Here is an 18,455-nt window from a genome sequence, read left to right on the forward strand (position 1 = left end):
GTCAGCGCGATTGGAAAGCCCGCTGCCTTCGGGACGCATGCCGGCGCCGGGACCGGCCGCGGTCGTCGGCGGCGGCTACCAGAGCGACATGCCGGGCTTCGGGAATGTCCTCACCGACGAGGAGATCCGGGCCGTTCTGGCCTTCATCAAAAGCACATGGCCCGAGCGGGAACGCGCCTATCAGGCAGATGAGCCGCCGGGAGCGGGAGCAGACACAGTGAGACCAATCCTAGCCGCGGAGCCCTCGAACGCCCCCAACCGGAATGCATTGTCCATGAAAGCGAAACCGTCGCTTGCGATTCAATTTCTGGCGCTGATCCTCGGGACCTCCGCGCTGGCCCACCATCCGGGCGCCGATCTCGACAAGATGAGGGACAGCGCGGAGAGGTTCTTCCAGGCGATCGACGAGCAGGCCGCGCCGCCTTTCGAACTGGCCGACGCGGACGGAAGGGCCGTCCGCCTTCCGATCTCTCCGACAAGATCGTGGTGCTCTACTTCATGACGAGGTAACCTTGGAAGAAGAAGGCGACGGCCACTGGCGGCAGGATGGCAAGCACGCTGGCCGCAAAAAGCGGCCCATACTCATAGAAGCGGGCCGGTTCTGTCGCAAATCGTGCTTTTGGCCACAACTGGACGCTTTCGCGCGCTTATGGACCAGCTCACATGACAGGGCTCGACGTGCCCCGGGGTGGCGCCCTACTTCCACGCTCGCACTGTCACACTCCCGCCGAAAGGCGGGTTTAGTGAGTTATGGCAGTGACTGTGCCACCAGTCCAAACGTCGAGTTTCGCGGCAACTTCGACGCTTTCCTTAGCTGACTTGCCCAAAACCAGCGCGGCCAAAGCATACTGCTTGCCGCTCCCGATGGCATAATATTCACCTTTCACGGGATCACTTGGCAGCCAATTGCCGTCCAACAATACGGCTTCCCCATTTTTGCGCACTATCAGCGCCTCAAATTCAAAATTGTCGTCGTTGCGCGGCACAGGAATATCAGAAACATCCATGCCCTTCTCAACCCAGTCTCGAACGGCCTTTGGAATACCCAAGGACGAAGAGGAAACGCCGATGAGTGTGCCGTCGCATAAGCGAAACACCTTCGTTTTCTCACCGACGGATACTGAGTCAAAACCCAAGGCTCGGCCGTCGCCAGCCATGGTTCCGTTCCTGTAAGCTATTGTTGTCATTGGCACCCTTCTATCGCTGCATCAAACTTCAGGACCTTGCGCATGTCCCCTGTGTCAAGGTCACTGACCGACGGCCTATTTGCCTGATACACGATACAGGCTGCGCTCCTTGAGTTCGCGCACGGGTGGCCGTCATCTTGCCGCCTTCGCGCAATGCCTTGAACAGGCCGAGTCTGTCCCCCAGCGGGAATGACAACCACCTCCATGTCGTTGAAACGCAGGAAATCCGTCACTTTGCCTCGTCGGTAACGGGCGGAGCCGGAGCGGTCGTCACCGGGCAAGCGCGGTCGCAGTAGGTATCCTGGGCAGCCCGTCAGACATGGATGGCTTCGGTTGTGTCATGCGACTTCTTGTTGGTCGGTCACGTGTTTCCGGATAACCAGCATGCGCTGTGCCAAATGAGAAAACCATTTAAAGTCAATCCAGCAGATCTGACTGTATTCCGACATTGTCGGAAATTGGACATCGCCGAACGCGGGCGCTCGGGGCTTGTGATGATACTTGGGCGTGCTGCTTCGGAGGAGGGATGCGCCTCGTACCGGCCGCGAAGCCTTCCTGCATTTAAGGCGCCAGATCAATTGAACGCGATGCCGGGCAGCGTCGCAGCGGCTAAGCCAGCCACTCGCATTGCTCCCTGACAGGATGGTGCCGATCCTGCTGAGATCGCATGCTGGCGCGACGTTGCTTTGCGGCCACCGTCGCGCCTGCCCGTGAACTGTTCGCGCCTGTGCTCATGCTCGCCTTGACACCCTCGATGGGTCCATCCGGGATGGTCAACCATCCGGAACATAGCGGGCAGGCGGGCATCTTCACCAGCAGTCTCTGTGTCGCTCTCGTGGCGGCAAACAAGATCGAGGCTGGCGGGGTGATGATCAACGGTCCTCGAACCATCGATTTTGATCGCGGTGGCCGTTCAGTGCGTTCAAGCACGAGGCGCCGTTAGACGGCACCGCAGCATCATAGCGAAGTGCCATGCAGGACGACTCCCTGCAGCATCGTCTCGCGCAGCCAAACACTTGCCGGATCACTGTTGTGAACGGCCGGGCGTTTGACGGCCTGTGACGCGAAAAGGCAACGGAAGATCTAGCATTTATGGGGGAAATGTTTTTTCGGAGTGCTTGACCCGCAGGAAGGGCAGGGCATGACTGCCTATCGCCCGACCCGGCAAGGCCGCACTCATGACCGGCTGGGCTCGGTTAATCCTGCATGCCGCGCCCATGAGGTTACTTGTCCGGAGTGCGTCGAGCACAACGAGGAGATGTAGTTCACGATCTTTGAAAAGCGTGGTCAACCATCCAAAGTGTGGATGCCTTTCATCGAAACAAACGATTTCATCAATGTTCTGGAATCCTGCATGGGCAGAAGCACCTGATGGACACCGATGCCCCCACTGCCTCATGGCGTGGCGAGCGTCTTAAGAAACCGCCCGAAAGGAGATTTTTCATGCGCTCTACCGGGCAGTGGAGTGCTGGGAAAGGGAGTTGCAACTGACCGGCCATGTCAAACTGTCCGACTTCTTCCGAGCCTATGGACAGACCGGGAGACGCGCACGTGTAGCGGCTCACATCGTCATACTGCACCTACGCCACACACCGGCCGGACCTGATCCGGCTTTATGAGCATTGGGTTTTGTCAGTTGCCCAAGCGTGATGGCTTTCGCGACGCGGCGCGCCTCAGGAACTGAGCCGCGTCCAGGTCGAAACGCGGGAAAGAAAGACAGGAAACAGAATGGCCGATCAATTCGCAACGGACGTCATTGCCCTGATCAAGAAACGCGCCGAGTCGGAGAGCGGTGAGGGAATGCCTGCGTCATTCGTCGGCGAGATAACAATCGCCACGGAACTGGACGCGCTCGGGTTCGATTCGCTGGGTTTGGCGGACGTCCTCTGGGATGTGGAGCAGGCCTACGGCATCAAGATCGACATGAACACGGCCGATGCCTGGTCCAATCTCAAGAATGTCGGCGACGTCGTGGAAGCCGTCCGCGGCTTGCTTGCGAAGGAGGCTTGAATGGACAGGCGCGTCGTTATCACCGGAGTGGGCGGCCTGTGCGGACTGGGCACCGAGGCCGCCTCTATGTGGAAAGAGATGCGCGAAGGCCGCTCCGCCATCGGCCCGATCGCCAATTCCGAGCTTCATGACCTGGAGGGCATGACCGGCGCTGAGATCAAGGCGCTGCCCCAGCACGACATCAACCGGGGGCATCTCATCTCCATGGACCGCTTCAGCTTGCTCGCCGTGCTTGCAGCGCGCGAAGCCATGCGGCAGGCCGGACTTTCCTGCGACGAGGGGAATGCCCATCGCTTCGGCGCGACAGTGGGCGTCGGATTTACCGGTTCGTACGCAACAGAACAAACTTACCGCTCACTGCTTTTGGGTAGCGCAATCCGTGCTGAACTCTTCACTGGAGTAAAGGTGATGCCCAGCGCCGCTTCCGTCCATCTTAGCTTGAGCCTCGGCTTGCGCGGGCCGGTCTTCGGGGTGACCTCCGCATGTGCCTCGGCCAACCATGCGATCGCCTCGGCGGTGGACCAGATCAAGCTGGGCCGGGCCGACGTAATGGTTTCCGGGGGCAGCGACGCACCCTTCGCATGGGGCGTGCTGAAAGCATGGGAAGCAATGCGCGTGCTTTCACCCGATACCTGCCGGCCCTTCTCCGCCGATAGGAAGGGCCTGGTGCTGGGCGAGGGTGCGGGCATGGCCGTGCTGGAAAGCTACGAGCATGCCACGAGGCGTGGTGCCACAATTCTTGCCGAGATCGCCGGCGTCGGCCTTTCCGCCGATGCCTTCCACATTGCCGCGCCATCTGTCGAGGGGCCAGCGTCGGCGATGCGCGCCTGCCTTGCCGATGCCGGGCTGAATGCCGAGGACGTCGACTACCTCAACGCGCACGGCACCGGTACCAAGAGCAATGATCAGACTGAAACGGCGGCGATCAAGCGTGTGTTTGGAAACCACGCTTATTCGATGTCCATCTCTTCCACCAAGTCCACGCACGCGCATTGCCTCGGCGCAGCGAGCGCGCTTGAAATGATCGCCTGCGTGATGGCAATCCAAGAGGACGTCGTGCCGCCGACCGCCAACTATCGCGAGCCAGATCCCGCTTGCGACCTCGACATCACACCCAATGTGCCGCGGGAGCGCAAGGTGCGCGTCGCCATGAGCAACGCCTTCGCCATGGGCGGTACGAACGCAGTTCTGGCATTCAGGCAGGTGTAGAAGCCATGCAAGACGCCTCATTTGAGGTCACCTGTCGTATCTAGCTGCTTGCCGGACCACTATGTAAAGCGAGCGCTATTGGCTGCCTCTGCGATGCGGGAATTGGCAGCGGACGTCTCTCGATCAAACAGGCATCTTGCTTGTAGAATTCTTTTAATCGTGAAGCGGCGCGAGTGCGCTATCCGTTGAGGTGAGCAAGGCCGGCGCCCTGGGTGAGCGCTGGTGTCGGGTGGTGGAAAGTACAGGGGGAGCTGTGTGGCCCCTCTTTCTCGGCCTCGACGATGTGCGAAGGAGCCTGCGCGGCGAACGGGCCAACGCCCCAGGCTCAGAACCTGGGCGAACCTAACTCCCGCCAAAGGACAGCCCAGAGCTGGATACACGAAAGAGATACTGAACCCGCGAATCAGATTCTGATCAATCGTCGTGTCTGAGCTCCACTCGGCTCTTACGGAGATAATCGCGCGGCCCGGCAACGGCCGCGCGTGCCGCGGGCGTGAGCTTTGCGCTTCGTCAGAAGTGCCTCGAGCGTGACGACGATAATTGACCAGCCATATGGAACGCATTCGCCCAGTTATCCAAAGCGTGGATACCTTTCATCTAAACAAAGGATTTTACCGTTTTTGCTGCAGGTCCCATAGAAGCGCTTCAAGTTGGAAAGATAGGTAGTTCCGATGGTTGCGTTGGATCTGAGGAGCATCATCTGGTGTGCGGGGCGTACAAAGTCAGTCGCATCTGCATTGCGGCTTGGTCTTTCGGCGGTCCCCACAAGTTACGCCCCGTTGGCGCGACGCCAATTATTTAATCAATGCTTGGACATTTATCTCAACCAGACAGCTACAAGGTGAGGTCTTCCATGCGTCCGAATGTCGAGTGGAAGTTGTGCTGGGAAAATGAGCTGCAACTGGCCGACCATGTCGAACTCTCCGACTTTTTTCGAAAGACCTATGGACGGACTGGCGCCTTCAACGCGGAGCCATTCGAAGGCGGCCGCAGTTGGGCCGGCGCGAGGCCGGAATTCCGCGCAATCGGCTACGACGCGCATGGGGTAGCGGCTCACATCGGCATGCTGCGGCGCTTCATCAAAGTTGGCGAGGTCGACTTGATCGTCGCTGAATTGGGCCTGTACGCGGTTCGTCCGGATCTTGAAGGGCTCGGAATCGGTTTTTCGATGCGCGTGGCGTACCCAGTGCTCCATCAGTTGGGTGTTCCATTCGCTTTCGGCACGGTTCGGCACGCGCTGCGAAACCATGTCGAAAGATTCTGCAGAGCCGGCCTCGCGAACATTGTGTCGGGCGTTCGCGTACGGTCGACCCGTCCAGATGTGCATCCCGACCTGCCGCCCACGCGCCTGGAAGACGTACTCGTGTTGGTTTCGCCGATCGGACGCTCGATGGACGAGTGGCCGTCTGGTACCCTGATCGACCGGAACGGTCCGGAACTATGAAGCCTCTGGACTACATATGCGAAGGGCAGAGTGACAATGCCGATCGCATTGCAGAGCGCAGCGTCTATCTGACGTTTGACGACGGTCCCAATTCATTTTTCACACCGCAGATACTCAATGTGCTGGCGCAACATCAGGTGCCGGCGACCTTCTTCGTTGTTGGGGCCTACGCGGCCGACGAGCCGGAACTCGTTCGCCGAATTATTACAGACGGCCACGGTATAGCCAACCACACGATGACTCATCCGGACCTAGCTAAATGCGGGTCCGTCGAAGTCGACTGCCAGATAGTTGAGGCAAACAGAGTCATAGGGATGGCTTGCCCGCAGGCCATGGTTCGGTACTTTCGTGCACCCTATGGCATCTGGACCGAAGAAGTAATCGCTGCATTAGCGGGTGAGGCATTGGCGCCCGTCCATTGGTCCATTGATCCACGCGACTGGTCTCGCCCCGGCGTTGACGCCATCGTCGACAGAGTGCTCGCCGATATCCGGCCGGGCGCAATCGTGCTGTTGCACGACGGGTGCGCTCCCGACGAATTGCAACCAGGCAATCAAGCCAGTCTGCGCGACCAGACGGTGACAGCGTTGTCACGCCTAATTCCAGAATTGCACGGCCGCGGATTTGTAATCCGATCACTTCCTCAACATCCCTGAACAAACAGAGATCCTATGGACCTTCTCACCACAGCCAGTACTGTTGCCGTTTCGTCTTATGCGGTGCTCTCGACTGTTTACAGAGGCATGCAAGCGGTCTACTCCCAACCGGAAAATGTTACGCCGCCGTCGGAAAGCTTGTTCGGATCCGACCGTTGGCCGAGCGTGGATGTCATTATCCCCTGCTACAATGAGGACCCGCGCACACTCGCGGCGTGTTTAGCTTCCATTGCAAATCAAGATTACTCCGGAACATTTCAGGTCTATCTGGTTGACGACGGTTCTGGAAATCGTAATGCCGTCATCCCGGTACATCACGCCTACGAGGGCGACCCGAGATTCAATTTCATTCTGCTCCGCGAAAATGTTGGCAAACGCAAGGCGCAGATCGCCGCCATCCGCCGCTCATCTGGAGATTTCGTGCTCAGCGTCGACTCTGACACGACACTTGCGTCCGACGTCATCACGAAGCTTGCAGTAAAAATGCGGGATTCCATGGTCGGAGCGGCCATGGGCCAGCTGACGGCATACAACCGCAGCGACACTTGGTTGACCCGATTGATCGATATGGAATACTGGCTGGCTTGCAATGAGGAGCGCGCGGCGCAAGGTCGCTTTGGTGCGGTCATGTGCTGCTGCGGCCCATGTGCAATGTACCGCCGGTCTTGTCTCCTTTCTCTGCTGGATCAATACGAGACGCAGCTGTTCAGGGGGAAACCAAGCGACTTCGGTGAAGACCGTCATCTTACGATCCTCATGCTGAAAGCAGGCTTTCGAACCGAGTACGTTCCAGGTGCCGTCGCGGCGACAGTCGTTCCGGACAAGATGGGACCTTATTTGCGCCAACAACTCCGCTGGGCACGAAGCACTTTCCGGGACACGATGCTTGCGCGAGGTCTACTGCGTGGCCTGGATCGCTATCTAACTTTGGATGTGATGGGAGAGAATCTCGGCCCATTGTTGCTCGGCATCGCGGTAGTAACGGCGCTCGGTGAGTTACTATTTTCACATACAGTAAATTGGTGGACGGTGCTGGCTATTGTCACGATGACCATAATCAGATCTACGGTGTTATCTTTCCGCACTCGGCAGCTTCGATTCATCGGCTATTCAATGCACGCGTTAATCAGGATATTCCTGTTGATCCCCTTGAAGGCTTACGCCCTGTGTACATTGAGCAATAGCGATTGGCTGTCGCGTAAAAGTGTTCCCCTGCCCAACAGCAGCACAAAGGAAATCACAAGCGCGATGCCGCTTGGCGGAGCAAATGCTGCGGGCAATTCTGGAATTGCGGAGTCACTTCATACTGCAGATCTTTCGCTCACAGCTAGTGAAGTCTGACGGCCTTGCAGCGCCGAGTGACCGAGTAAGTTGTGTCAGTCGACACGGGGTGAAGCTTGTCGAGTTACCTATGGTCAGAACGGGGACTATGTGGAAGCGACACGTGGCATCTTGACGTTATTCTTTGGCGGAAGCGATACACACGTCGCTCCGGCCGCGACTTTCCAAAGGTGTCATCTCAAGGCGGTGGCCTGCTCTGAACCAGAATTCGCAAGTAAGCTGCCGGTGGCCAATCGGACTCATTCCGCTTGAGATAGACGCATGTCCAATGTAGCAATCGACCTTACCGGCGTAACCAAATTATTCGGAAACAAGCTCGTTGTGGACGGGCTGTCCTTCACCGTTGCATCGGGAGAGTGCTTCGGTCTGCTGGGGCCTAACGGCGCAGGCAAGAGCACGATTGCGCGTATGCTCCTCGGTATGACCCGGCCTGACGCGGGTGATATAACAGTCCTCGGTCTACCAGTGCCGGCACGCAGCCGCTTGGCCCGCAAGGGCATAGGCGTGGTCCCGCAGTTCGACAATCTCGACCTGGAATTTACGGTACGTGAGAACCTGTTGGTGTTCGGGCGCTACTTCGGCATGAGTACAAGAGAGATCAACGCCGTCATCCCACGGCTGCTCGAGTTCGCTCGCCTTGAGAGCAAGGCGGATTCACGTGTCGGCCTGCTATCCGGCGGGATGAAGCGGCGCCTGACGCTGGCACGTGCTCTGATCAACGACCCCCAGTTGCTTGTGATGGATGAGCCCACGACCGGCCTCGACCCGCATGCCCGCCATCTGATCTGGGAGCGACTTCGTTTCCTGCTGGCGAGCGGAAAAACGATCATTTTGACCACCCATTTCATGGAAGAGGCTGAGCGGCTTTGTGATCGGCTGTGTGTTCTCGAGCGGGGACGCAAGATCGCCGAGGGCAGTCCTCATGCGCTGATCGACGAGTACATTGGGTGCAACGTGATCGAGATCTTCGGCGGTAATCCACAGGAGCTGATTTCGCTGATCAGACCGTACGTTCAGCGTGTCGAGGTAAGCGGCGAGACGCTCTTTTGCTATGCGCCTGAGCCGGAGGATGTGCGCATCCAGCTTCGCGGTCGAGCGGGTCTGCGTATTCTAGAGCGTCCACCCAGTCTGGAGGACGTTTTCTTGCGGTTAACCGGACGTGAGATGGAGAAGTGAGCAATGGGTGAACGTTTTGCGGCCGCTCTACCCGCCAACGCCTGGAACTGGATGGCGGTGTGGCGCCGCAATCATCTGGCATGGAAGAAGGTGGCATTTGCTTCAATGCTCGGCACCCTTGCTGATCCGATGATTTACCTTTTCGGGCTCGGCACTGGCCTTGGACTGTTGGTAGGCCGCATCGAAGGTGCATCCTACATCGCCTTTCTGGCAGCCGGCATGGTTGCGACGAGCGCGATGACAGCATCAACCTTCGAAACAATTTACGCGGTTTTCGGTCGAATGCGCGATCAGGGCACTTGGGAAGCAATCCTGCACACACAACTTACCCTCGGCGACATCGTTCTCGGTGAATTGACCTGGGCAGCCACAAAGGCTTTTCTGGCCGGTACGACAATTGCGATTGTTGCGGCCGCGCTAGGTTATGCCGCGTGGACGTCGGTTCTCTACGTGCTACCGGTCGTCGCTCTCACCGGATTCGCCTTTGCGAGCCTGGCCATGCTCGTCATCGCGCTCGCGCCCAGTTATCACTATTTTATTTTCTATCAGACGCTTGTCATCACACCCATGCTGTTCCTTTCGGGCGCGGTTTTTCCAGTCGGCCAATTGCCAGGAGTGTTTCAGCAGATTGCGGCCTTCTCGCCCCTGGCGAATTCTATCGAGCTAATCCGTCCGGTGATGCTCGGCCGCCTGGGCGACAATGTAGGGCTGCATATAGGCGCACTTTGCATGTTCGCTGTATTGCCTTTTTTTCTGTCGGCTGGACTGTTTCATCGACGACTAATGCGTTGACGCTTGCTTACACCCATTAACCAGAAGGAGGTCCGCAATGCCGGATGCAAACTGCCCACAGCGGCCCGGAGGCATGCGTATGCTAGGAATCGCGAGTGGTACAACGCCGAAGCCGGGCGCCACCCAGCCGCTGCAGGCACCCGCCCAGCTTCGCGACCACACCTCGAAGAACAGGCTGGATGGTGAGGCGCGGACCCACCCGGAGCGTTCAATCGATAGCAGCCAAGCTTCTTGTGCGCGTCCACAGACCGTCGCGGCCATTATTTAGTTGGATACACATGCAATGACCCACAACGAAGCAACTCTTGAGCCTTTTGTGATCCTTGCTATGCCAAGGACCGGAACACACTATTTAGAAGAATTGCTAAACGAGCATCCGACCGTTTTGAGTAACGGTGAGTTGCTAAACGAATATGATCCCAATTGGCCCAGCACTGATCGCCTGCTAGGCACGGATCGCGAGCTTCTTGAGCTTGCCTATGTGCGCTGCCCTATGCGCGACTACAAGAATGTGACGCATCTTGGATGCAAGATCAATGAACCTCAGTTTCGCGAGCGTCCCGCATTCTTTGCGGAACTGGCTCGTTGGCCAGCACTCAAGGTCATCCTTGTTGTTCGCCGAAACGTATTGGAATCGCTCCGATCCTTTGTGCAGGCCAGGGAAAGCGGTCACTGGCTGAAGTTCAGCTGGGACAACGATACCGCTCGGCCACCGAGCGTCAGGTTGTCAATCGCCGACTGTGAGGCTTATTTCAAAGCCGCCGACGATTTTCACGCTCGCGTTATGGACTCCTTCACGTCGACCAACCTGCTTGTAATGGAATACGAGAGCCTACTTCACGAACCTGCCCAATGCCTGGGAGCGGTTTGGGATTTCCTGGGCGTTCCAGCGCTTGAGCCATCAGATAACGCCATCCTGCAGCGCCAGGAAACGCGACCGCTGGATCAAACGGTGGAGAACTTTGACGAGTTGCGGATTCACTTCGCACGGGGACCTTATTCAAGATTTTTTGACCTCGGAGATTCAATGCGCTCCTACGCTTAATCGCTTGTACCGCGTGCTCTGATGGGCGTGTAGGATATCCTGCAGTTTGCGCGCATTCCGTCGCAAAACTGACAAACCAAAGTCACCAAGACGACAGAGATATCGGCCGGCAGTCGATCTGCGGCAGACATCAAAGACACGGCCGCAAGGCGACCTGGTCAATTCCCTCTCTGGCGAAGCACTTCTTCAGACGCGATCTTTGGCGAGCCTTGAGTGCAAATTCCGGCAAAGGTGGAGGGTTCCAGTGCGCAACCCGCACCAATCTCGCTGGACGGGACAGGCCTCCAGTTGGCACGGCGCTTGCTCCGAGATGACAGCAGCGCTCGACCGGAGCGCAGCATGGGAGAAGGAGGAGCCCCCACCCCGATCCGGTCAGGGAGAGAGAAACGGTGTTGGTTCCAAGAGTCCCCCGCGCGATCGCAGCGCCCCGCAAGCCCCATTTTGCCCGGACCTACGTGCAGGTGCTTGCCGCCATAGTCCTGGGAGCCGCAATTGGCTACCTCTATCCGGAAACCGGCCAGAGCCTGAAGCCGCTCGGCGATGCCTTCATCAAAGTCGTCAAGATGATTATCGCACCTGTCATCTTCCTGACAATTGCGACCGGCATTGCCGGCATGAGCGATCTGCAGAAGGTCGGCCGAGTTGCCGCCAAGGCGATGGTTTATTTCCTCACCTTCTCGACACTTGCACTCGTTGTCGGACTGATTGTCGCGAATATCGTTCAACCTGGCGCCGGCCTCAACATCGATCCGGCCTCGCTCGATGTCCAAGCCGTTAAGGGCTATGTGGCCACGGCTCACGAGCAGTCCGTGACCAGCTTCCTGATGAACATCATCCCGTCAACGATTGCCAGTGCCTTCGCGGAAGGCGACATCCTGCAAGTCCTGTTCTTCTCGGTCCTGTTCGGCATTGCTTTGGCGATGACCGGAGAGACGAGCAGGCCGGTCGTTACCTTTCTCCAGGCGCTTACCGCCCCCATTTTTAAGCTCGTCGGCATTCTGATGAAGGCTGCACCCATCGGCGCCTTCGGCGCAATGGCCTTTACGATCGGCAAATACGGAATCGGTTCGGTGGCCAACCTCGCGATACTGGTCGCGACGTTCTATCTTACCGCCTTCCTCTTCGTGTTCGGGGTTCTCGGCGCGGTCTGCCGCTACAACGGCTTCTCGATCTTTTCTCTCGTCCGCTACATCAAGGACGAGCTGCTGCTTGTCCTGGCAACGTCCTCCTCGGAGGCCGCGCTGCCCTCGCTAATGGAGAAGATGGAGAAGGCCGGCGCCGCCCGTTCGGTCGTAAGTCTCGTCATCCCTACTGGATACTCATTCAATCTGGACGGTACCAATATCTACATGACGATCGCCGCCCTCTTCATCGCCCAGGCGACGAACACAGATTTGTCAATTGCCGATCAGATCCTCCTGCTGCTAATTGCGATGCTTTCCTCGAAGGGTGCGGCAGGCGTCACCGGCGCCGGCTTCATCACATTGGCCGCTACTCTCTCTGTCGTGCCGAGTGTTCCCGTTGCCGGAATGGCTCTAATTCTTGGCGTGGACCGCTTCATGTCGGAATGCCGCGCGCTGACGAATTTAGTCGGTAATGCGGTGGCATCGCTCGTTGTCGCTCGCTGGGAAGGCGAATTGGACCAGTCACGGATGGAAACCGCTTTCCGCGGTTAGGGTTACATCAAACTGGCTCCCCGCAAGCAAGATCGCAACAGCGCGACGTGTAAGTAGCGGCCTTGACACAACAGTCGAATTGCCAGCCTCCAAAGAGCGCTGGAAATAGAGTACTAACGCAGTGAGTAATACAACACCATGAAGCCCCTAAGCAAACGAACGGTTCACGGAGACTCATCTGGGTGCGCATGGAGCGCTGTTCGTCGAATGCGCTATCCGCGGGGTGGGGGAACTATTTCAGCTTGCCGCCCCAAGCCGTCGCGGGAGCGCACCGGATGATGGAGGACCGGCCGATCAGAATCGCTAGGGGAAAGCGCGTCACAATAGCCGATCTCGCCCGCGAAGCCGGAGTCAGCGTAGCAACAGTCGATCGGGTTCTGAACGTCCGCCTTCCGGTGCGAGAGGAGACCGCCCAGCGGGTCCATGCGGCCGCGCACGCGATCGGCTATCATGCTGCCGGTCTCATCAAACAGCGCTTGCAGCAGCACCTGCCGCACTACAAGCTGGGCTTCATCTTGAGAAAACCTACCCACGATTTCTACCAAGATTTCGCTCGCAAGATCGAAGAGTCGGTCAGTATGGCTAAATCCTTCCACGGCCTTCCGATCATCGAGTTCGCGCAGTCACATTTGCCGCGTGACCTGCTCCCGCTTCTTAAGGACCTTGGGAGCCGCTGCCAGGCGATCGCCATGGTGGCGGCCGATCACCCGAAAATCACAGCATCAGTCGAGGAGCTCAAGGCGAAAGGTATCCCGGTATTTTCGCTGCTATCCGACTTCGCCGATGGCGTGCGCGAGGGCTACATCGGCCTCAACAACAGCAAGGTCGGACGGACTGCCGCTTGGGTGTTTTCCAAGGCCGCAAAACGGCCCGGCAAGGTGGCGGTGTTTGTCGGAAGCCATCGCTTCCAGGCGCATGCGACGCGGGAAACGGCCTTTCGTGCGTATTTTCGTGAGAACGCGCCAAAATTCGAGGTGCTTGATGCGCTCGTGAACCTTGATGAACGGCAGCTCACTTACGAAAAATTGCTGGATCTTATGCAGCGGGAACCAGAGCTCGTCGGCTTCTATATGGCCGGCGGGGGGATAGAGGGGGCAATTTCCGCGCTCCGAGAAGAGGGGAGCGGTCAGGATCTCGTCGCGATCGTGAGTGAAATGACGCCGCAGTCACGTGGGGCGCTTGCGGATGACATCTTGACGATGGCGGTCGGCACGCCAATGCGCCGACTTTGCCAGGAGCTGATAATGGCAATGGAGCGGGCCATCAAAGCCGGCGTCGCGGAGAGCCCGGGGCAGACATTTCTGCCGTTCGACATTTATCTTCCGGAAAATATTTGACCTTGATGGATTTCTATCATGAGCGCCCATTTTCCTTTCACCGATGAAAGGAAAGCTCGATTGACTCGGCCGTCTCTGTCCGATCTGTGAACCGGCGTGGTTCCGTCTTGAAAGAAGCCGGATGCCGAAATGGCAGCCGCGCTTCATGGAAGGAAAGTCAAGCAATGCGCCAGGTATCGCCCCGCTTTGCACTCGATCACATGGCGGCGCCCCGCCTTGACGTCAGTGCGCTTTTCGCGCTTGCCCGTGACCAAGGCCTGACCGACGTCCAAATCCGTTACCCTCATTTCAGCAATCCTGTCGCACGCGGCATTCCGGCTGCGGACGTTCGGTTGGCCGCTACCGAAGCGGGCGTCACGATCATCTCTGTCAACGCCTTGCAGCGGTTCAACGACTGGACTCCAACGCGTCAGGCCGAGGCAAGCAACCTCGCCGATTATGCGACGGCGTGCGGGGCGGAGACGCTCGTGTTGGTGCCGGCCAACCGCAGCTCGTGGCCCACCAATAGCGAGCGCCAGGACAATCTTCGTTTCGCTCTAAACGAGATCAAGCCAATCCTCCAGTCGCGGGGTCTGATCGGTCTCATCGAGCCGCTGGGTTTCCGAACCTGCTCGCTTCGATCAAAGAAGGAAGCGGCCGAGGCCGTTGCCGCGGTTGATGGCCAGTCCGTCTTTCGCCTCGTGCACGACACGTTCCACCACACCCTGGCCGGGGAGACATGCCTGTTCTGCGAGCTTACCGGCCTGGTGCACATTTCAAGCGTAAACGACCCGACCTTCTGGATTTACCCCGATCGCTTTCTTGCAGGTTCCGACAATGGCAGCCAGATTCAGGCGCTGCTGGATGGCGGCTACGCGGGACCTTTCTCATTCGAGCTGGTCGAGGAAGTCCATTCTCTGGACGATCTCGCAGGCGCACTTGCCGCCAGCATCGACTTTATCCGGCGAGGGCTATTGTCGTCAAAGTAGATGGTGACAGGAGTAGTGACTATAGGTGCGCCTGAATTTTCCGTGGGTTCACAGCGGGGCAGCCATCCGAGATGCCTCCTGTATCATTATCTCCCGCATCCAGATGCTTGCCGGATCGCTATTGTGGAGGGCCGGCCATTGGAGGGTCTCGGTGAATGTGGGAAATGGCAGCGGAAGTTCGATAACCCGCAGGGGGAACGTTTTTTCGAAATGCCTGACCAGCCGTAAGGGCATGGTCGCTATACGAGCTGTGCCGGACACCATAGGTGGAATCATGCTGAAGCCCTGCACGGCGACCTCGACACGTCTCTTAAGGCCATGCTCAAGCAAAAACCATTCCTCGATAGACGGCTTCATCGTACGCCCGAACCTGACCGCGACGTGCCTCATCGACATGTATCTCTCGAATGTAAGCTGCTGTGGCAGCTGCTTGTTTGTGGGACAGCCTACGCACACGAGCTTCTCGTCAAACAGCGCAACGCTTGAATGCACACTCGACGTGAACATATCCGGTAGAATTAGAAAATCGACGTCACCGCGCCGGAGAAGCTCATCGGGGCTATCGTCGACAGGCAGCAGTTCGAAGCTGACGGCGGGGGCTTCCCGTGAAATACGCTCCACAAGCTTTTCGAAAAACACGAGCGTGACGAAATCGGAAAGAATGATCCTGAAGAGGCGATCGGCTCGAGCTGGGTCAAACGGATCCGAAGAAATAATCGAGCACTGGATGTGCTGGAGAGCGTCGCGAACTGCGGGGGCAAATGCTGCCGCACGCGGGGTTAGAAATCTTTCGCGACCTCTTATCGTAAACAGTTCATCGCGGAAATAATCGCGCAGTCGGGCGACGGCCGCACTCATGGCGGGCTGACTCAGGTTAATCCTGCGTGCCGCCGCCGAGAGATTACGCTCCGTCAGGAGTGCGTCGAGCACAACGAGGAGATTTAGATCAAGTCCTTTGAAACGCATGTCATCAGCCATCCATGGGATGGATGCCTTTAACCGAAACAAACGACTTTAACAATTTAGCATTCTTGCAATCTTTTGTCGCAAAAAGTTTATGATGGATGACGTTAAGGTCCGACATATGAGCCGCGTGATCTGCCGAAGCGAGCAATCGTTCGTACTGTGCAGGTCAGAGATTGGCAGTTTGAAACGCCGGGCCGATGGCGCCGGTCTATCAACCAGCGTCTTCGGCGGCCCCGACCTAGCTAGGCGTGGAACCTAATAGGGTGCACCTTTCCAGTCCGAGGCGACTGATGGGCGGTTTGATCCTAAGCTGCCGTGAGGCCTGTGCCAATTGTATCGGCGAGCCAATGCAGCAGTCCGGCAGCGTTTTTGAGAGCTGTTGTAGGCTCGGCCTAAGCCCATTGGCGCAAGCCTATCTGAACGAAGCGCTTGGCCTTGCCGCTATCCGGTATGTGATCTGTGGTGCCTTCTCGTCCTGCTGTTCTTGTTTTGGAACGCCCTTATGGTGAGCCCATCCGGGACGTGGGGCACCGGGAGCACAAAGGTGCAGGCAGGCCGTCAATAGACCGTGGGCTGAGAGCCCGAGCTCGTTACATGGCCGCCCCTCGCGACTTTCCCGGATGCGCTGCGAGCGCGGATCAGTAGATGTCGTGTTGCCCGCCAGCTCCCGTCTTTGACCGAGCCAAGAAGGAGGAACGGGCATGCTTATCATCGGACTGGATATTCACCGCGCCTTCGCCGAAGCAGTGGCATGGGAGGAGGGCAGGCTCAGGCGACTCGGCCGCGTCGACATGCGGCGCGATCTGCTGGCGGCGTTCGCCGCGAAGCTGTCGCCGAACGATGTCGGGGTGATCGAGGCCACCGGCAACGCGACGTCCGCTGCAGCTGTGGTTGCGCCGCATGTGAAGAAGGTGGGGATCGCCAAGCCGAAACAGGTGTTTATCGTTGCCTATGCCAAGATCAAAACGACGATCGACGCCGACGTTCTTGCGCAGCTCTATGCCAGCGGCTTCTTGCCAGAAGTCTGGATTGCGGACGAGCCGACGCAGGCTCTGCGTCGACAGGTGACACGGCGCAATCAGATTGTCCGACAGAGATCTCGATTGAAGAGCGTCATCCAGTCGATCCTTCATAGCCACCTGATCCGTCCTGCCCGCATGCTGACCTGTGCGGCGCCAAGGGTCGGACCTGGTTAATCGAGCAGGTCGTACCGCAGGACGAGCGCCTCGCGATCGATGGGCATCTGCGCGAGTTCGACCGATTGGGCGAAGACCTCCAGGTCATCGAACGCGATCTTGTCCGCTCGGCTCTCGAGGATGAAGGCGTGAAGCGGCTGATGACCATTCCCGGCGTCGACATCACCGTCGCGCTGGCGATGAAGGGCGGCGATCGGCGACGTGTCGCGCTTCGACGATCCGCAGAAGCTCGTGACCTATCTCGGGTTGAACCCAAGCGTCCAGCAGTCCGGCCAGGTCCGGCCTACCATGGGCGGATCACCAAGCAGGGCCGTGGTCATGCGCGCGGCATGCTCGTCGAGGCGGCCTGGGCGGCCGCTCGTGCTCCCGGACCGTTGCGAGCCTTCTCCCTGCGGCGTGCGAGCCCGGCGCGGACAGCATGTCGCGGCCGTGGCAACCGCACGCAAACTCTCTGTCGTGATCTGTCATCTGTTGAGAAGGGCGAGAGTTACGCGTGGGCTCGACCCTCCCTGCATGCCAAGAAGCTTGCGCGATGTGGAACTCAAGGCCGGGAGCAAGGCTGTGCGCGGCCAAAAGGGAGCGCACGCCTACAACATAAAGAGCCACCGGGAAGAAGAGCGCCGCTGGGTGGAGCAGGCCGAGGGCGCCTATGCACGCCTCGTCGCCGGTTGGAACCCACGAGGTCCGAAGAGGGTAGGCACGGATGCCGCAAACGAGGCGCGACGATAGAAGCTGCGCGGCAGGGCTCTCATCTCGGACCCTGCTCTTCGCCACGCGGTCGTCCGTGCGCGACAGGAGAATAGCGCAGATTTATCAAAAAGGCTCTTGTCGATCACATCAGTGGTCTTGGGCGCTGTACGGCCGGGTGAAGACTTTGCAGGTGGCCCGGAAAGCGTTTGACCTGCAGCGAAGCAATTGTCGTCATTACGCGCTCGACCCGGGCGCCCAGCTTGGCATAAGGGCTACGTGGCCTCAGGAAGCGTCGTCGCCAATGCAGACCATGGACGAATTCCCAGCCGATGCCGAGATGCCGGTCGACCGTGCCTGTCGCCGTCCGGTGATGCGATGCCCCCGAGCGGATGAGTTCGCCCCGGATGCTCCCGGTCACGACGCACGGGTTCGGGTTCCAAGGCGCTCAGTTTTGTTCGCGCCCAATCGGTGTAGGACGCGGCAGAAATACGAGCGTGACGAAATCGGAAAGAATGATCCTGAAGCGGCGATTCGGTAGAGCCGGGTCAAACTATCCGACGAAATAAACGATCACTGGATGGGCGGGGGAGCGTCGCAAACTGGAGGGCAAGAGCTCCCGGACGCAGCGTTAAGTTTGAATACCTCCGCGGACATGGTCGCGAGCTTATCGCGCAAATAAATCGAGCAGCCGAGCGCCGGCCGCACTCATGACCGGCTGGGCTCGGTTAATCCTGCATGCCGCGCCCATGAGGTTACTTGTCC

Annotated in this window: 15 protein-coding genes and 1 pseudogene; 14 read left to right on the forward strand and 2 right to left on the reverse strand. The window is 58.5% G+C overall.

What is annotated here, in order from left to right:
• Window positions 1–10 precede the first annotated feature (10 nt).
• Entirely contained in the window at window positions 11–502 is a 492-nt protein-coding gene (locus tag QAZ22_RS32190) for a cytochrome c (RefSeq protein WP_244514239.1), read from the forward strand.
• 238 nt (window positions 503–740) lie between these two features.
• On the opposite strand, the gene QAZ22_RS05890 is transcribed toward QAZ22_RS32190, so the two are convergent.
• The gene (locus QAZ22_RS05890; protein ID WP_063169404.1) at window positions 741–1,157 is read right to left on the reverse strand and encodes a hypothetical protein; all 417 of its coding nucleotides are present in this window, start codon (window positions 1,155–1,157) and stop codon (window positions 741–743) included.
• 697 nt (window positions 1,158–1,854) lie between these two features.
• Here QAZ22_RS05890 and QAZ22_RS05895 point away from each other — a divergent pair.
• The 12 genes from QAZ22_RS05895 to QAZ22_RS05950 all read left to right on the forward strand — a co-directional run bounded on the left by QAZ22_RS05895 (window position 1,855) and on the right by QAZ22_RS05950 (window position 14,841).
• Entirely contained in the window at window positions 1,855–2,130 is a 276-nt protein-coding gene (locus QAZ22_RS05895) for a hypothetical protein (RefSeq protein ID WP_063169403.1), read from the forward strand.
• Between the two features lie 785 nt (window positions 2,131–2,915).
• Window positions 2,916–3,197, forward strand: coding sequence for an acyl carrier protein (locus QAZ22_RS05900; RefSeq protein WP_029356603.1), 282 nt, complete (start codon window positions 2,916–2,918; stop codon window positions 3,195–3,197).
• A complete protein-coding gene (locus QAZ22_RS05905) occupies window positions 3,198–4,406 on the forward strand; it encodes a beta-ketoacyl-[acyl-carrier-protein] synthase family protein (protein ID WP_063169402.1) in 1,209 nt (402 codons plus the stop codon). It abuts the gene before it with no gap.
• 853 nt (window positions 4,407–5,259) lie between these two features.
• Window positions 5,260–5,850, forward strand: coding sequence for a NodA family N-acyltransferase (locus QAZ22_RS05910; protein WP_063169401.1), 591 nt, complete (start codon window positions 5,260–5,262; stop codon window positions 5,848–5,850).
• Window positions 5,847–6,506 (forward strand): chitooligosaccharide deacetylase NodB, encoded by a 660-nt coding sequence (nodB, locus tag QAZ22_RS05915; protein WP_063169400.1) that lies wholly within the window; start codon window positions 5,847–5,849, stop codon window positions 6,504–6,506. The genes QAZ22_RS05910 and nodB overlap by 4 nt, the downstream gene beginning before the upstream one ends.
• A 15-nt stretch (window positions 6,507–6,521) precedes the next feature.
• Window positions 6,522–7,847, forward strand: coding sequence for a chitooligosaccharide synthase NodC (gene nodC, locus QAZ22_RS05920; protein ID WP_063169399.1), 1,326 nt, complete (start codon window positions 6,522–6,524; stop codon window positions 7,845–7,847).
• 261 nt (window positions 7,848–8,108) lie between these two features.
• The gene (nodI, locus tag QAZ22_RS05925; protein ID WP_024505873.1) at window positions 8,109–9,023 is read left to right on the forward strand and encodes a nodulation factor ABC transporter ATP-binding protein NodI; all 915 of its coding nucleotides are present in this window, start codon (window positions 8,109–8,111) and stop codon (window positions 9,021–9,023) included.
• Between the two features lie 3 nt (window positions 9,024–9,026).
• A complete protein-coding gene (locus QAZ22_RS05930; protein ID WP_063169398.1) occupies window positions 9,027–9,815 on the forward strand; it encodes an ABC transporter permease in 789 nt (262 codons plus the stop codon).
• A 283-nt stretch (window positions 9,816–10,098) separates the two neighbouring features.
• The gene (locus QAZ22_RS05935; RefSeq protein ID WP_063169397.1) at window positions 10,099–10,860 is read left to right on the forward strand and encodes a sulfotransferase domain-containing protein; all 762 of its coding nucleotides are present in this window, start codon (window positions 10,099–10,101) and stop codon (window positions 10,858–10,860) included.
• A gap of 392 nt (window positions 10,861–11,252) precedes the next feature.
• Window positions 11,253–12,536: a dicarboxylate/amino acid:cation symporter gene (locus QAZ22_RS05940; RefSeq protein ID WP_210326678.1), complete on the forward strand. Its 1,284-nt coding sequence runs from the start codon at window positions 11,253–11,255 to the stop codon at window positions 12,534–12,536.
• Between the two features lie 275 nt (window positions 12,537–12,811).
• Entirely contained in the window at window positions 12,812–13,873 is a 1,062-nt protein-coding gene (locus QAZ22_RS05945) for a LacI family DNA-binding transcriptional regulator (RefSeq protein ID WP_051695606.1), read from the forward strand.
• Window positions 13,874–14,037: 164 nt separating this feature from the next.
• A complete protein-coding gene (locus tag QAZ22_RS05950; RefSeq protein ID WP_063169395.1) occupies window positions 14,038–14,841 on the forward strand; it encodes a TIM barrel protein in 804 nt (267 codons plus the stop codon).
• Window positions 14,842–14,889: 48 nt separating this feature from the next.
• On the opposite strand, the gene QAZ22_RS05955 is transcribed toward QAZ22_RS05950, so the two are convergent.
• On the reverse strand, window positions 14,890–15,807 hold the full coding sequence (locus QAZ22_RS05955) for a LysR family transcriptional regulator (protein WP_063170390.1): 918 nt from the start codon (window positions 15,805–15,807) through the stop codon (window positions 14,890–14,892).
• Between the two features lie 701 nt (window positions 15,808–16,508).
• Between QAZ22_RS05955 and QAZ22_RS05960 the strand changes: the two are divergent.
• Window positions 16,509–17,732: pseudogene (locus tag QAZ22_RS05960) on the forward strand (IS110 family transposase).
• Window positions 17,733–18,455: the final 723 nt, after the last annotated feature.

Source organism: Mesorhizobium sp. WSM4906 (assembly GCF_029674625.1).
In the GTDB taxonomy this organism is placed as follows: Bacteria; Pseudomonadota; Alphaproteobacteria; order Rhizobiales; family Rhizobiaceae; genus Mesorhizobium.

Bases quoted from the DNA above. Each gene is read 5' to 3' on its own strand.
- nodC (WP_063169399.1), top strand. From the start codon at position 6,522: ATGGACCTTCTCACCACAGCCAGTACTGTTGCCGTTTCGTCTTATGCG.
- QAZ22_RS05945 (WP_051695606.1), top strand. From the start codon at position 12,812: ATGATGGAGGACCGGCCGATCAGAATCGCTAGGGGAAAGCGCGTCACA.
- QAZ22_RS05905 (WP_063169402.1), top strand. From the start codon at position 3,198: ATGGACAGGCGCGTCGTTATCACCGGAGTGGGCGGCCTGTGCGGACTG.
- QAZ22_RS05950 (WP_063169395.1), top strand. From the start codon at position 14,038: ATGCGCCAGGTATCGCCCCGCTTTGCACTCGATCACATGGCGGCGCCC.
- QAZ22_RS05955 (WP_063170390.1), bottom strand. From the start codon at position 15,807: ATGCGTTTCAAAGGACTTGATCTAAATCTCCTCGTTGTGCTCGACGCA.
- QAZ22_RS05910 (WP_063169401.1), top strand. From the start codon at position 5,260: ATGCGTCCGAATGTCGAGTGGAAGTTGTGCTGGGAAAATGAGCTGCAA.
- QAZ22_RS05895 (WP_063169403.1), top strand. From the start codon at position 1,855: ATGCTGGCGCGACGTTGCTTTGCGGCCACCGTCGCGCCTGCCCGTGAA.
- QAZ22_RS05900 (WP_029356603.1), top strand. From the start codon at position 2,916: ATGGCCGATCAATTCGCAACGGACGTCATTGCCCTGATCAAGAAACGC.
- QAZ22_RS05935 (WP_063169397.1), top strand. From the start codon at position 10,099: ATGACCCACAACGAAGCAACTCTTGAGCCTTTTGTGATCCTTGCTATG.
- nodI (WP_024505873.1), top strand. From the start codon at position 8,109: ATGTCCAATGTAGCAATCGACCTTACCGGCGTAACCAAATTATTCGGA.
- nodB (WP_063169400.1), top strand. From the start codon at position 5,847: ATGAAGCCTCTGGACTACATATGCGAAGGGCAGAGTGACAATGCCGAT.
- QAZ22_RS05890 (WP_063169404.1), bottom strand. From the start codon at position 1,157: ATGGCTGGCGACGGCCGAGCCTTGGGTTTTGACTCAGTATCCGTCGGT.
- QAZ22_RS05930 (WP_063169398.1), top strand. From the start codon at position 9,027: ATGGGTGAACGTTTTGCGGCCGCTCTACCCGCCAACGCCTGGAACTGG.